The organism is Dyella sp. CR10 (genome assembly GCF_055814425.1).
This window is the reverse complement of the sequence record NZ_CP185986.1, coordinates 627,772-640,494: the sequence shown is the minus strand read 5'-3', so window position 1 is coordinate 640,494 and position 12,723 is coordinate 627,772. Positions and strand designations below refer to the sequence as shown.

Below are 12,723 nucleotides of genomic sequence, written 5' to 3'. Positions count from 1 at the left end.
CGCGCGCGCCATCCATGACATCACCCGCCCAGCACGTCCCGCACGACGCCAACGCTCCCGTCGAAACCCTGTACGAAGGCCGCTGGCTCAGCCTGCGCAAGCGCGGCCGCTGGGAGTACGCCGAGCGCAACAACCCCGCCGGCGCGGTGATCATTCTGGCGGTCACGCCGGAGGACAACGTGCTGTTCGTCGAGCAGTACCGCGTATCGATTTTGCAGAAGACCATCGAGATGCCCGCCGGCCTGATCGGCGACGAGGCCGGCCACCACGACGAAAGCGCTCTGCTCGCCGCCCAGCGCGAACTGGAAGAAGAAACCGGCTACCGCTGCCAGCGCGTGGAATTCGTGCACGAGGGCCCGTCGTCCTCCGGCATGAGCACCGAGATGATCGCCTTCGTGCGGGCCTGGGACCTCGAGAAGGTCGGCCCCGGCGGCGGCGACGAGAGCGAGAACATCGTGGTGCATGAGGTACCCCGCCGCGAAGCCGGCGCGTGGCTGTTCGCGCGCGCGGCGGAAGGCTATTCGATCGATCCGAAGCTGTTCGCCGGCCTTTGGTTCATCGAACACGGCCGCGTGATCGGCTGATGCTTTTGCTCCCTCTCCCCTGCGGGGAGAGGGCCGGGGTGAGGGGCCGGGCGGAGCGTAGAAGCGGGAAAGGCAGAGCTGGCCTCGCTTCGTCGAAACATCTTCGCGAGCACCCACCCCTCGTCCGGTGTGACCGAAAGGAATCCCCGTGGACCGCCACCTTCTTCCCGAAGGGGAGAAGGACTCCCTCATTTGCAGTTTCCCTAAAGTTATCCCCGTCCCTGCCGATCCTTGGAACGTCGTTCTCAGATTTCCCAATCGATCGGATATACGCCCATGAAGACCCTCTTCGTCGCCGCCGCGCTCCTGCTGGCTCCTGTCGTCTCGCACGCCGCCTGCTCCCCGACCGACTTCGCCATCTCCGATTTCAAGATGAAGTCCAACGGTTCGGGCGCCGGCATGCGCCTGAGCCTCAGCGGCCAGCTCACCAACCATTGCGCCGAGGCCTCTGCCGCCCAGGTCCGTATCGAAGCGAAGGACGCTTCCGGCAAGGTGCTGCAGAGCAAGCAGGGCTGGCCCGCCGGCACCGCCAACATCGGCCCCGGCCAGTCGGTCAGCTTCGACCTCGGCCGCCTGTTCCGTTACGAGTCGGACATGCAGGACTACACCGTCAGCGTCTCCGAAGTGAAGACTTGGTAACGCTTTACCGCTAACCGAAACTGCAAGGCTTTCGGCCCCTTCGGGGGCCTTTTTTTCGGCTGCGAAAACCTGCATGGCCTCTGGCTCCGCAACGAAGAACGGCCCCTGCGGGGCCGTTCTTCCGCCAGACCTCGATGACCGCTCAGTGCAGCACGAACAGCTTGTCGAATCCCGCCACGCGAAGAGTTCCGCGCAGCTCGCTTCCGGCGTTGACGATGCGGATCTCCGAACGCTCGCCGCCGGCATGCTCGCGCAGCAACAGCAGCATGCCTAGCGCGGAACTGTCCATGCGGTTCACTTCGCCCAGATCGATCACGTAGCTGCGCGCCGGGCGTCCGCCCAGGCAGGCGTCGTGGAAATCGCGGTGCACGGTGAAATCGAAGCGCTCGCCCAGCTGCAGGGTGAGGCAATCCTGTTCGGTATCGTGGTGGATGGTCAGGCTCATGATGTTTTCCTCGGGCGGGTCCGTCGCGTCAGAACAGCTCGATCTCGCCGGCGTCCATCGAATTCTGCAAAGCGGGGCCGCGCGAGCGCAGGCGGGCCTTCTCGCGCTGCATCGACAGGCGCACGCGCACGCGCTGCGCATGCTCGGCCAACGCCGTGGCGTCCACGTCGGTGCAGGCCAGCTCCTCGATATCGCGCGTGCACTCGGCGGTCACTTCCTGCAGCTCCACCAGGCGCGTGCGCGTCTGGTTGATCAGCTGGCTCAGGATGTCTTCGAACTGCAGCGAGCGGATCGTGGTGGACACGTCGCTGCCCAGGCCGCGGTTGATCTCCACCACCTGGTCGGCGACCTGGCTGGTGCGCGCGTCGCTTTCGGTGACGTGCGCCAGCATCGCGTCGATGCCGCCCTTGGTGGACAGCGCCATGTTGAGGTCCTGCGACGCCATCGCGCCGACCAGGCCGCGCAGCTGCTCCATCGCCGTGCGCGCGCGCTCGACGTGGCTGCCGATCTGCTCGTTGAACTGATTGGAATGACTGGCCAGGTTGCGGATCTCACCGGCCACCACCGCGAAGCCGCGGCCCGCCTCGCCCGCGCGCGCCGCCTCGATCGAGGCATTGAGCGCCAGAAGGTTAGTTTCCTCAGCGATGGTGTTGACGTTCTTCAGCAGGCCGAACACCGCGTCCATTTCCTTGGCCATGCCGTCGATGCGATAGACGATGCGCAGGCTGTCGCGCGAGAGCTGCACGATCAGGCCGACGAAGTGCTCCAGCAGGTCGCTGGTGCGCGCGGCGAAATCCTGCACCGACACGCCGTCTTTCTGCGCGTCGATGATCTGCTTGAGCAGCGACTGCTGCAGGCCGGTCTTGTGCGACAGGCCGTCGAAACCGCCACCGAGTTCGGACACCGCGTCGCGCAACAGGTCCAGCGCCTGGTGCAGTTCGCGCGCGGCGTGGCCCAGTTCGTCCACCAGCGCTTCGCGCACGTCTTCCAGCGCTTCGCGTACCGGCGCCGGATCCTGCGCCGGCGGCGCGATCGTGACGATGGGCGCCGGTGCGCGGCGCTGCTCGACGAGCCATGCCACGGTGACGCCGGCGATCGCCAGCGGCGCCAGCCATGCGGGCTGCCACAGCAGGCATAGCACCAGCGCCAAGGCGCTGGCGGTCAGGCCCAGCGGCAGGCGGGGAAACGACGGGGCGGGGATGGCAGACATGACAGCGTCCAGGTCAACGGATGGCGACGCGCGGCGCGCCGACGGAAGGTTGGCGCGCCAGCTCCAGCAGGCGCGCAGCGATATGTTCCAGCGGCAGCATGTCGGGCGCGGCGCCGAGCTTCCAGGCAGCGCCCGGCATACCCCACACGACCGAGGTGGCCTCGTCCTGCACCACCGTGGCGGCGCCGGCCTCCTTCAGTTCCAGCAGGCCGCGCGCGCCGTCGTCGCCCATGCCGGTGAGCAGCGCGGCGATGGTGGTGCGGCCCACGGTGGCGGCCATCGAGCGGAACAGCACGTCCACGCTCGGCTTGTGCCGGTTCACCGGCGGGCCGTCGTGCAGGCGGCACACATGCCTGGCGCCATCCCACATCACCAGCAGATGTTGGCTGCCCGGCGCGATATAAGCGTGACCGGGCTGGATCGGCTGGCCGTCGCGGGCCTCGCATACGCGCATGGCCGAGCAGTTATCCATGCGCGCGGCGAACGGGCCGCTGAAGGCGGCCGGGATGTGCTGGGTGATCACGATCGGCGGCGCGTCCGGCGGCATCGCCTCCAGCACCACGCGGATCGCCTCGGTACCGCCGGTGGAGGCGCCGATGGCGATGATCGGGCTGCCGCCGCGCGTATCCGGCGTCTGCGCGCGCGGCAGCACCGCATCGGCGGAGAGGCGCGGCGCCACTTCCAGCTTGCGCACCGCGGTGCGCACGCGCGGACGCGCCAGCGCGGCCAACTTCACTTTGGCGCAGATGTCCTGCGCACCTTCGGCGAAGGTGCTGGCCAGGTCGCTGCTCGGCTTGGTGAAGAAATCCACCGCGCCCAGCTCCAGCGCCCGCAGCGTCACTTCCGCGCCCTGCTGGGTCAGCGAGGACACCATCACCACCGGCATCGGGCGAAGGCGCATCAGGTTCTCGAGGAAGGTGAGGCCGTCCATGCGCGGCATCTCCACGTCGAGCGTGAGCACGTCCGGCTCCAGCTGCTTGATCTTTTCGCGCGCAATGAAGGGATCGGCCGCCGTGCCCACCACCTCGATCATCGGATCGCAGGAGAGCATGGTCGTCAGCAGTTTCCGCACCAGCGCGGAATCGTCGATCACCAGGACACGGACTCGGGACATTCTTCGCTTCTCTTCGGTTGCGCTTGAGGCGGCGTCGCGGAATGAAGGATGAGCAGCGAGGGCGCAGCGCCGGCACGCGCGGCAGCCCCCTGTTCCTGGCCGTCTCCGGCGAATCTGCGCTGTCGCGCGACGATCGGCCGCGCGCCCTCGCTGCTCATCTTTCGTTCCTTCAGAACAGCTCCACCTCTCCCTTTATCGGATCGTTGGCCAAACGCTTGAGGTAATTCCGCTCGCCGTCCACCAGCACGGCCTGCTGGCCGCGCAGCTGGCGCACGCGGGCCTTGCCGCTGCGCGGGAAGAACTGCACCTGGCGCGGATACACGTCGCCGACGTCTTCGGCCACCAGCTCCAGATGTTCGGCAGCCAGGTAACGCCGCACGAAGGCGATGTTGCGTTCGCCGATGTCGGTCATCTGGGTGAGCACGCGGCCGCCGCCGAAGATCTTCACTTCCAGATCCTCACGCCGGCCGCCCGCCTTGAGGATGGCGTTGATCAGCTGCTCCATCGCATCGTTGCCGTAGCGCGCGGCGCGGCCCACCGTGGCGGACCACGCGTCGCGCTCGCCCATCGGCTCGGGCAGCATGAAGTGATTCATGCCGCCGATGCCGCGGCGGCGATCGCGAATGCAGGCGGACACGCAGGAACCCAGCACGGTGGCGATCAGCTCTTCCTGGCGGCTGACGTAGTACTCGCCGGGCAGCACCTTGGCCGTCATGCTGCCCTGGGTCGGATCCCAGTAGCGCCGCACGTGCTCGAAGCCCGGCAGCACCTCGTCGGCCCCCGCGGCCTGTGTCTGCGCGTTCATGCGGGCTTCTTCCGGTAGACGGTGCGGCCGACCAGGGCGAAATCGTCGTTCAAGCCGTGCATCGATTCCGAATGACCGAGGAACAGATAGCCCTCGGGCACCAGCATGCCGGCATAGCGCCGGAACAGACGCTCCTTGGTCGGCTTGTCGAAGTAGATCACCACGTTGCGACAGAAGATCGCGTCGAACGGCCCGCTCATCGGCCACTCGTGCAACAGATTCAGCGGCTGGATCGTCACCAGCTCGCGCAGCCGCGGATGCACGCAGGCGAGACCGGCATAGCTGCCCTCGCCACGCAGGAACCAGCGCCGGCGCCGCTCGGCGCTCACCCCGCCCAGCTTGTCGATCGCATACACGCCTTCGCGCGCGCCGGCCAGGGCCTGCGGCGAAAGATCGGTGGCGAGGATCCGGGCATCCACGCCGCCGCCGTGTTTCTCCAGCGCTTCGGCCAGCACCATCGCCAAGGCATAGGGCTCCTCGCCGGTCGAACAGCCCGCCGACCAGATGCGCAGCCGTTCGCCGCTGCGCCGCTTCTCGGCCAGCCACTGCGGCAGCAAGGCCTGTTCGAGCAGGTCGTAGTGGTGCGACTCGCGGAAGAACGACGTGACATTGGTGCTGATCGCGCTGGCCAGGTCGCCCAGCTCGGCCTCCGGATCGCTGCGCAGCAGCTCGCAGTAGCCGGCGAACTCCTTCAACCCCAGCGCGCGCAGGCGGCGCAGCAGGCGCCCCTGCACCAGCTGGCGCTTCTGCTCACCCAGCGCGATGCCACAGTGCTGGAGCACGAATTCGCGCAGGAACGCGAACTCGCGGTCGCCCAGCACGGGCCCGCCCGGAGCTTGCGCGGTATCGGCGCCGACGGAGGCCATGGCTCAGAACTCCGCCCACTCGCCCGCGGCGACCGGCTGTGCGCGCGGCGTTATCGGCGTCCGCGCGGCCGCGGCCAGGATCGCCGCCGTGGCGGAAGCGGCCTCGTCGTGCTGCGGCTTCGCGGCACCGCCCGCGACCTGCCCGGCCTCGCCCTCGATGCGGAAGAACGCTACCTGGCGGGTCAGCTCGCGCGCCTGTTCCTGCATGGCACGTGCGGCAGCCGCGGCCTCTTCCACCAGCGCCGCGTTCTGCTGGGTGGCTTCATCCATCTGGGTCACTGCGTTGTTGACCTGCGTGATGCCGGCCGATTGTTCCTGGCTGGCCGCGGCGATCTCGGCCACGATGTCGGTCACTTTCTTCACGCCGTCGACGATGTCCGCCAACGCGCGCCCAGAACGATCGACCAGTTCGGAACCGATGCGCACACGCTCGCCGGCCTCGCCGATCAGCCCCTTGATTTCCTTCGCCGCGCTGGCGCTGCGCTGGGCCAGGTTGCGCACTTCCGTCGCCACCACCGCGAAGCCGCGGCCTTGCTCGCCGGCCCGCGCGGCCTCCACCGCCGCATTGAGCGCGAGCAGATTGGTCTGGAACGCGATCTCGTCGATCAGCCCGACAATGTCGGCCATGCGACGGCTGGATGCGTCGATCTGGGTCATCGCCGCCACCGCTTCCTGCACCACGCGTCCGCCCTGCTCGGCTCGATCGCGCGCGCCACGGGCGAGGCTGTCGGCTTGGCTGGCGTTGTCGGCGTTCTGCTTCACCGTGGCCGTCATTTCTTCCATCGAGGCGGCGGTTTCCTCCAGGCTGGACGCCTGCTCCTGCGTGCGCTGGCTCAGGTCGTCATTGCCGCGCGAGATCTGCTGCGCGGCGCCGCTGACCGCGACCGCGTTGTCGCGCACCGCGCTGACGATCTCCACCAGCTTGTCGCTCATCGATTGCAGCGCGTGCTGCAGCAGGCCCAGTTCGTCGTCGCCGCGCACCGCCAGCTTGTGGCCGAGCTGTCCCTGCGTGATCAGGCCCGCCACGTCGGCCGCCGCGCGCAACGGCCGCGCAATCGTGCGCTGCAGGTAGACCACGATCGCCGCCATCACTGCCAGGCCGCCCAGCAGGCAAGCGCCGACCAATGCCAGCACGTAGCTGAAACGCTCATGCGCCGCGTCATAGTGTTCGCGCACCTGGTCGGCGTTGATCTTCAAAAGATTGCTCATCACCTCGCGCAGTTCGCCGGCCGTGGCGGCGAAACCGGTGTCGACCAGGTCGGCGGCGCCGGCGACATCGTTGTGCTCGAGCTTGCCCAGCGCTTCGTCCACCTGCGCGTCGTAGCGCTGGCGCAGTGGCGCGTAGCGCCCGGCCTCACGCGCCTCCACGTCGGAGGAGATGAAGGCCGGGTAATAGGAAGACCACGCCTGATCCAGCGAGCGCTTCACCGCCGGCCATTCGGTCTTCAGACGAGACGCCATTGCCGCGTCGCGCTTGATCACCGCCAGGTCCAGGCGCGTACGCCAGTCGTTCTGCAGGTCGATCACCCGCGAGATGTTCATCACGGGCAGCATGTTGGTGTTGTAGATGTCAGCCAGCGCCCCGTTGCTGGCCCGCAGGGCCTGGATGCCGACGGCGCCGATGGCGATCATCGCCAGCGCGCAAAGGGAAAGCGCGAAGAGCAACTTTCGCGAAATGGTCCACTTGCCGAGCTTCACACTCGTACCTCTTATGGTTAGGAAACACCGGGGTCGCCCCCTCCCCTGATCCGCCGCTCGAAGGGCGGCGGTCTCGCCACAGCGTCCCTACCGTCCGGAGGTGCCGCGCCTATCGGCACGGCAACTGCCTCAGAACTCCTTCCACACGCCAGCGTCGGCGGTCTCCACGGGACGCTGCGCGCGAACCGGCGCGGGCGCGGAGCTCCGCACCGCGGCGAACACCGCCTCGGTTTCCGCGCTGACCGTCTCGGCGGCCTTGCGCACCGGCGCGGCCGCAGCGGCTTCGTCGCCCAGGCGGAAGAAGCCCACCTGGCGCGCCAGCTCGCCGGCCTGCTCCTGCATGGCACGCGCGGCGGCGGCCGCTTCCTCCACCAGCGCGGCGTTCTGCTGGGTCATCTCGTCCATCTGGGTGACGGCGTTGTTGACCTGATCGATGCCGGCCGACTGCTCCTGGCTGGCCGCGGCGATCTCAGCCACGATGTCGGTCACCTTCTTCACGCTGTCGACGATCTCGGCCAGCGCCTTGCCGGACTGATCGACCAGCGAGGTGCCGGTACGCACCTTCTCCGCACTGTCGGCGATCAGGCCCTTGATCTCCTTGGCCGCGCCCGCGCTGCGCTGCGCGAGGTTGCGCACCTCCGTCGCCACCACCGCGAAGCCGCGGCCCTGCTCGCCGGCGCGCGCCGCCTCCACCGCCGCATTGAGCGCGAGCAGGTTGGTCTGGAAGGCGATCTCGTCAATCAGGCTGACGATGTCGGAAATCTTGCGGCTGGAATCATTGATCTCACGCATGGCGCCCACCGCCTGCGTCACCACCTCGCCGCCGCGCTCGGCTTGCTCGCGCGCACCGCGGGCCAGCTGATTGGCGTGGCTGGCGTTCTCGGCGTTCTGCTTCACGGTGGAGGTCATTTCCTCCATCGACGAAGCGGTCTCTTCGAGGCTGGATGCCTGTTCCTGCGTACGCTGGCTCAGGTCGTCGTTGCCGCGGGCGATCTGCTGCGCCGCCGTGCTCACCGCGCCGGAACCATGACGCACCTCGCCCACGATCGCCGCCAGGCGCTCATCCATGCTGCGGAACGCTTCCAGCAGCTGGCCCAGCTCGTCGGTGCGGTCGACCTTGATGCCATGGCCGAGCCGGCCCTGCGCGATCTCGTTGGCGACGCGCACCGCATGCGTCAGCGTGCCGATGATCGAACGGATCAGCAGGATCGCAGCCACCAGCGCCACCAGCAGGCCGCCGACCAGGGCGATCAGGCACATTGCGCGGATCCACTGGTAACGACTCAGCTGACCGTCGTAGATCTGCTTGGCCTCCACACGCTGCGCCTCGATCAGTTTGGCCAGCGCGTCCTGGCGCTCCATCAGCAGCGGACGCACCTGCATTTCCAGCACATCGGTCGCGCCCGGGTCCTTCTGGTTGAGCGCGTCGATCATGTCCTTCTTGGCCTGCGTGTACTCCTCGTCGGTGGAGCGCCACTTGTTGTACAGCTCGACCAGCGCCGGCGACTTCGGCAGCGCGGCGTACTCTTTCTTGAGTTCCGCCATCTCGGCCTGGAACTTCTCGAACTCGCCCAGCTTCTGCTTCAGCTGGTCGGGCTTTTCGAGCAGATTGCTGGCTTCGCCCATGACGATGAAGGACATCAGCGAGCGCGTGTTGATGCGGCTGATGATCTCGGTCGGCACCAGCTCTTCGTCGTACATCTTGCGCATGCCTTCGTTCTGCAGCTGCATCGCACCGAGGCCGATGGCGGCGCCGGCCAGCAGCATCAGGCCGAGCAGGCCGAGCACGCCGCGCAGGCGGTTGCGGACGGTCATCGCGGGGAGCTTGAACTTGATTGCGGGGATCTTCATGGGGATTCCTTAGGCCACGGCCTTCTCGTCGATGGCCGCGGGCAAGGCGGCCTCCAGCATCTGCGCGTCCTGCGGCTGCAGCAGTTTGTCCACGTCCAGCAGCAGCACCATGCGTTCCGCGGCGGAGGTGAGTCCCTTGAGGTATTCGGTGTCCACGGTGGTGCCCATGTCCGGCACCGGGTCGACCGCGTCGGCTTTGACGTCGAGCACGTCGGAGACGCCGTCCACGACGACGCCGAAGAGGCGTCCGGCGACGGTGACGATCACCGTGACGGTGGTGGGCGTGTATTCCTCGCGCGGCAGGCCGAAGCGCAGGCGCAGGTCGAGCACGGGCACGATGGCGCCGCGCAGGTTGAGCACGCCCAGTACGTAGTGAGGCGCCTGGGGGATGCGCGTCACGGGTGTCCAGCCGCGGATTTCGCGCACGGCGAGGATGTCCATGCCGTATTCCTCGCGACCGAGGCCGACGATGAGGTATTGCGTGGTTGCCGCTTCGGCGGCGGGTGCCCGGGCACCGGTCGATGGCTGGCTCATGCGTTTCTCTTACGCGGGAATTCCCCGCCCCTGTATCGGCGTTATCGGCAGGTGAAGGCGGGGCTTGAGGGGTTTTGTGGGGCTGTGGCGGTGGGTTTCGCTTTTTGGGTGTCGCGCTGGTGGTGGGGTTACCGCGATCTGGCCGCTTATCCAGTGGGTGTTTCTGTGTGTCGCGCTGATGATGGGTTATCGCGACCTGGCCGCTTATGCAGCGGGCATTCCGGACGGCTGCCGCCGCCCGGGTCACTTTCTCTTTGCTGGCCCAAAGAGAAAGTAACCAAAGAGAAATGGCCTGAGAGCCAAGGCTCGTGGCTGGACTAAGCAGAGCAGTGGACGGTCATGGCAACGGATTAACCTGGGGCGATTCGAGGCTGCACTGCGGTTTCGGAACGGGGACTTCGAGGCATCCGTGGTGGAGAGGACACAGGGAGATAGATAAGGGATGTTTGCCTTGGCGTCTTGGCACGCTGCTGCATGACGCTCTCCGAGCCACGTTGCGCCGGTCCCGCACTTCTCCCTCTCCCCGCCGGGGAGAGGGCCGGGGTGAGGGGCCCTACGAAGCGCACCGCTTCCATCCCCTCAGTCGAAAGCACAGGCGACACGCTCACCTATCCGCGTAACGCACGAAGCAACCAGGCGCGGAAAACCACCCAGCCCCACCTACCTCCCTGCGTCCTCTCCACTACGGATGCCTCGAAGTCCCCGTTCCGAAACCGCAGTGCGGCCTCGAATCGCCCCAGGTTAATCCGTTGCCATGACCGTCCACCGCTCTGCTTAGTCCAGCCACGAGCCTTGGCTCTCAGGCCATTTCTCTTTGGTTACTTTCTCTTTGGGCCAGCAAAGAGAAAGTGACCCGGGCGGCGGCAGCCGTCCGGAATGCCCGCTGCATAAGCGGCCAGGTCGCGACAACCCAAACAACAGCGCGACCCACACACATACGATCAAGCAACAACATCCCCAAACACCAACCAAAGCCAGGCGAAGACACCCCAACCACCAGCACCATCAAGCCGCCCGCCGGCGCCCCATCTGCCGCGACAACCCCGCCACATCCACAATCAGCGCCACAGAACCATCCGCCAGGATCGTAGCCCCGGAAATCCCCACCACCCTGCGGTAATTCGCCTCCAGCGACTTCACCACCGCCTGCTGCTGCCCGATCAACTCATCCACGAACAACCCCACGCGAGTACCGTCACCCTCCACCACGATCACCAACCCTTGCTCCACCGCGCGGCGACCGCCCTCGCAGCCGAACGCGTCCTGCAACCGCAGCACCGGCAGCCACGCGTCGCGGAAATGGAACAGCTCGCCGCCGCCGGTCACCGTGCGCAGCTGCTCGCCGCGCAACTGCACGGTCTCCACAATCGATGCCAGCGGCACGATGTAGTTCTCGCCGGCCACCACCGCGGTCAGGCCATCGATGATCGCCAGCGTCAGCGGCAAGGTGATGGTGAATACCGAGCCCTGCCCGGCCACGCTGCGGATGCCGATGCTGCCGCCCAGATCCACCACGTTACGGCGGACCACGTCCATGCCCACGCCGCGGCCAGACAGGTCGGTGGTCACCGCTGCGGTGGAAAAGCCCGGCTGGAAGATCAGCTCCGCGACAGCGTCGTCGCTCAGACCCTCGCCGCTGGCGATGAGGCCACGTTGCAGCGCCTTAGCGACGATCGCCTCGCGATTCAGTCCCGCGCCGTCGTCGCTGATTTCCACCACGATGGAACCATTGCGATGCGACGCTTCCAGACGCAGCGTGCCGATGTCGCCCTTGCCGGCCGCGCGACGGCGCTCCGGGATCTCCAGGCCGTGGTCGATCGCGTTGCGCACCAGATGCACCAGCGGGTCGCCGATCTTCTCCAGCACGGTCTTGTCCAGCTCGGTCTGCTCGCCGACCAGCTCCAGCTTCACTTGCTTGCCGAGCTTCTGGCTCAGGTCGCGCACCATGCGCGGGAAGCGGTTGAACACCGAGGCGATGGGCAGCATGCGGATGCCCATCACGCTTTCCTGCAGCAGGCGCGTGTGGCGCGCCAGTTGCGCCAGGCCCTGCTGCAACGCTTCCAGGCGCGCCGGATCGAAGTCCTCGCGGAAGGTATCGAGCATCGACTGCGTGATCACCAGCTCGCCGACCAGGTCGATCAGGCCGTCGATCTTGTCGATCGCCACGCGCACCGAACCAGACTCGTTCGACGCACTTTCGCGCGGCGCCGCCTTGGCCACGGGCGCCGCGGGCGCGGCCGCAGCCGGCGCGTGCGCGACATGCACCTCGGCGCCCGGCAAGGGCTCGATCGCCAGATCGCATTCGTCTTCGACCCAGTCGAATACGCTCTTGATCGCCGCGCGGGTCGCATCGCCGCGCAGCTCCAGGCGCCAGCCCAGATGGCATTCGCCCGGATCGAGCGCGTCCAGGCCAGGCAGCTTGTCCAGCTCGGCCGTGACCGTCAGGTCACCCAGCTCCCCAAGCTCGCGCAGCAGACGCAACGGGTCGTTGCCGCCAGCGAGCATGCCCGCGTGGGGGCGGAAAGCGATGGCCCAGCCGGTGGAAGCGTCATCGCCGCGCCGCGCCTGCACGGTCGCCGGCGCGAGGCTGCGCCCGACCGCCGCGGCCAGTTCATGGCGCAGCGCTTCGCTGGCGGCATCGGCCAGCGCTTCGCCGGCCTGTGCACGGGCGAACATGCCGCGCAGGCAATCCACCGAGCGCAGCAACAGCTCGACGATGCCCGCGTCGATGGCCCGGCGGCCGTCGCGCAGTTCATCGAGCAGCGATTCCGCCTCATGCGTGAACGCCGCCATGTCCGGAAAACCGAACGTGGCCGCGCCGCCCTTGATCGAATGCGCCGCGCGGAAAATGCCGTGGACCAGTTCCTTGTCGCCACCGCCGTCCAGCGCGAGCAGCGCCGTTTCCATGGCGTCGAGGCCTTCGTGGCTCTCGTCGAAGAAGGTCTGATGGAACTGCGCCAGGCTCACCGTGCTCATA

At 67.4% G+C, this 12,723-nt stretch carries 11 protein-coding genes; 2 read left to right on the top strand and 9 right to left on the bottom strand.

Annotation, left to right across the window (positions count from 1 at the left end; genetic code table 11):
* Positions 1-14 precede the first annotated feature (14 nt).
* Positions 15-584, top strand: a complete 570-nt coding sequence (locus ACNR9O_RS02845) for an NUDIX hydrolase (protein WP_473683075.1) — start codon at positions 15-17, stop codon at positions 582-584.
* Between the two features lie 276 nt (positions 585-860).
* On the top strand, positions 861-1,223 hold the full coding sequence (locus ACNR9O_RS02840) for a hypothetical protein (RefSeq protein ID WP_473683077.1): 363 nt from the start codon (positions 861-863) through the stop codon (positions 1,221-1,223).
* A 142-nt stretch (positions 1,224-1,365) separates the two neighbouring features.
* On the opposite strand, the gene ACNR9O_RS02835 is transcribed toward ACNR9O_RS02840, so the two are convergent.
* The 9 genes from ACNR9O_RS02835 to ACNR9O_RS02795 form a co-directional block, all read right to left on the bottom strand.
* On the bottom strand, positions 1,366-1,668 hold the full coding sequence (locus tag ACNR9O_RS02835) for an STAS domain-containing protein (protein WP_473683079.1): 303 nt from the start codon (positions 1,666-1,668) through the stop codon (positions 1,366-1,368).
* Positions 1,669-1,696: 28 nt separating this feature from the next.
* Positions 1,697-2,878, bottom strand: a complete 1,182-nt coding sequence (locus ACNR9O_RS02830) for a methyl-accepting chemotaxis protein (RefSeq protein ID WP_473683081.1) — start codon at positions 2,876-2,878, stop codon at positions 1,697-1,699.
* A gap of 13 nt (positions 2,879-2,891) precedes the next feature.
* A complete protein-coding gene (locus ACNR9O_RS02825; RefSeq protein ID WP_473683083.1) occupies positions 2,892-3,992 on the bottom strand; it encodes a protein-glutamate methylesterase/protein-glutamine glutaminase in 1,101 nt (366 codons plus the stop codon).
* Positions 3,993-4,161: 169 nt separating this feature from the next.
* Positions 4,162-4,797, bottom strand: coding sequence for a chemoreceptor glutamine deamidase CheD (gene cheD / locus ACNR9O_RS02820; protein WP_473683085.1), 636 nt, complete (start codon positions 4,795-4,797; stop codon positions 4,162-4,164).
* On the bottom strand, positions 4,794-5,663 hold the full coding sequence (locus ACNR9O_RS02815) for a CheR family methyltransferase (RefSeq protein WP_473683087.1): 870 nt from the start codon (positions 5,661-5,663) through the stop codon (positions 4,794-4,796). Before ACNR9O_RS02815 ends, cheD begins: the two co-directional genes overlap by 4 nt.
* A gap of 3 nt (positions 5,664-5,666) precedes the next feature.
* The gene (locus ACNR9O_RS02810) at positions 5,667-7,361 is read right to left on the bottom strand and encodes a methyl-accepting chemotaxis protein (protein ID WP_473683089.1); all 1,695 of its coding nucleotides are present in this window, start codon (positions 7,359-7,361) and stop codon (positions 5,667-5,669) included.
* Positions 7,362-7,490: 129 nt separating this feature from the next.
* Positions 7,491-9,212, bottom strand: a complete 1,722-nt coding sequence (locus ACNR9O_RS02805) for a methyl-accepting chemotaxis protein (protein ID WP_473683091.1) — start codon at positions 9,210-9,212, stop codon at positions 7,491-7,493.
* A 9-nt stretch (positions 9,213-9,221) separates the two neighbouring features.
* Positions 9,222-9,746, bottom strand: coding sequence for a chemotaxis protein CheW (locus tag ACNR9O_RS02800; protein ID WP_473683093.1), 525 nt, complete (start codon positions 9,744-9,746; stop codon positions 9,222-9,224).
* Positions 9,747-10,751: 1,005 nt separating this feature from the next.
* Positions 10,752-12,722 carry a chemotaxis protein CheA gene (locus ACNR9O_RS02795; protein WP_473683095.1) on the bottom strand — a complete coding sequence of 657 codons (1,971 nt, stop codon included), beginning with the start codon at positions 12,720-12,722 and terminating at the stop codon, positions 10,752-10,754.
* Position 12,723 lies beyond the last annotated feature (1 nt).

Bases quoted from the DNA above. Each gene is read 5' to 3' on its own strand.
- ACNR9O_RS02845 (WP_473683075.1), top strand. From the start codon at position 15: ATGACATCACCCGCCCAGCACGTCCCGCACGACGCCAACGCTCCCGTC.
- ACNR9O_RS02840 (WP_473683077.1), top strand. From the start codon at position 861: ATGAAGACCCTCTTCGTCGCCGCCGCGCTCCTGCTGGCTCCTGTCGTC.
- ACNR9O_RS02835 (WP_473683079.1), bottom strand. From the start codon at position 1,668: ATGAGCCTGACCATCCACCACGATACCGAACAGGATTGCCTCACCCTG.
- ACNR9O_RS02830 (WP_473683081.1), bottom strand. From the start codon at position 2,878: ATGTCTGCCATCCCCGCCCCGTCGTTTCCCCGCCTGCCGCTGGGCCTG.
- ACNR9O_RS02825 (WP_473683083.1), bottom strand. From the start codon at position 3,992: ATGTCCCGAGTCCGTGTCCTGGTGATCGACGATTCCGCGCTGGTGCGG.
- cheD (WP_473683085.1), bottom strand. From the start codon at position 4,797: ATGAACGCGCAGACACAGGCCGCGGGGGCCGACGAGGTGCTGCCGGGC.
- ACNR9O_RS02815 (WP_473683087.1), bottom strand. From the start codon at position 5,663: ATGGCCTCCGTCGGCGCCGATACCGCGCAAGCTCCGGGCGGGCCCGTG.
- ACNR9O_RS02805 (WP_473683091.1), bottom strand. From the start codon at position 9,212: ATGAAGATCCCCGCAATCAAGTTCAAGCTCCCCGCGATGACCGTCCGC.
- ACNR9O_RS02800 (WP_473683093.1), bottom strand. From the start codon at position 9,746: ATGAGCCAGCCATCGACCGGTGCCCGGGCACCCGCCGCCGAAGCGGCA.
- ACNR9O_RS02795 (WP_473683095.1), bottom strand. From the start codon at position 12,722: ATGAGCACGGTGAGCCTGGCGCAGTTCCATCAGACCTTCTTCGACGAG.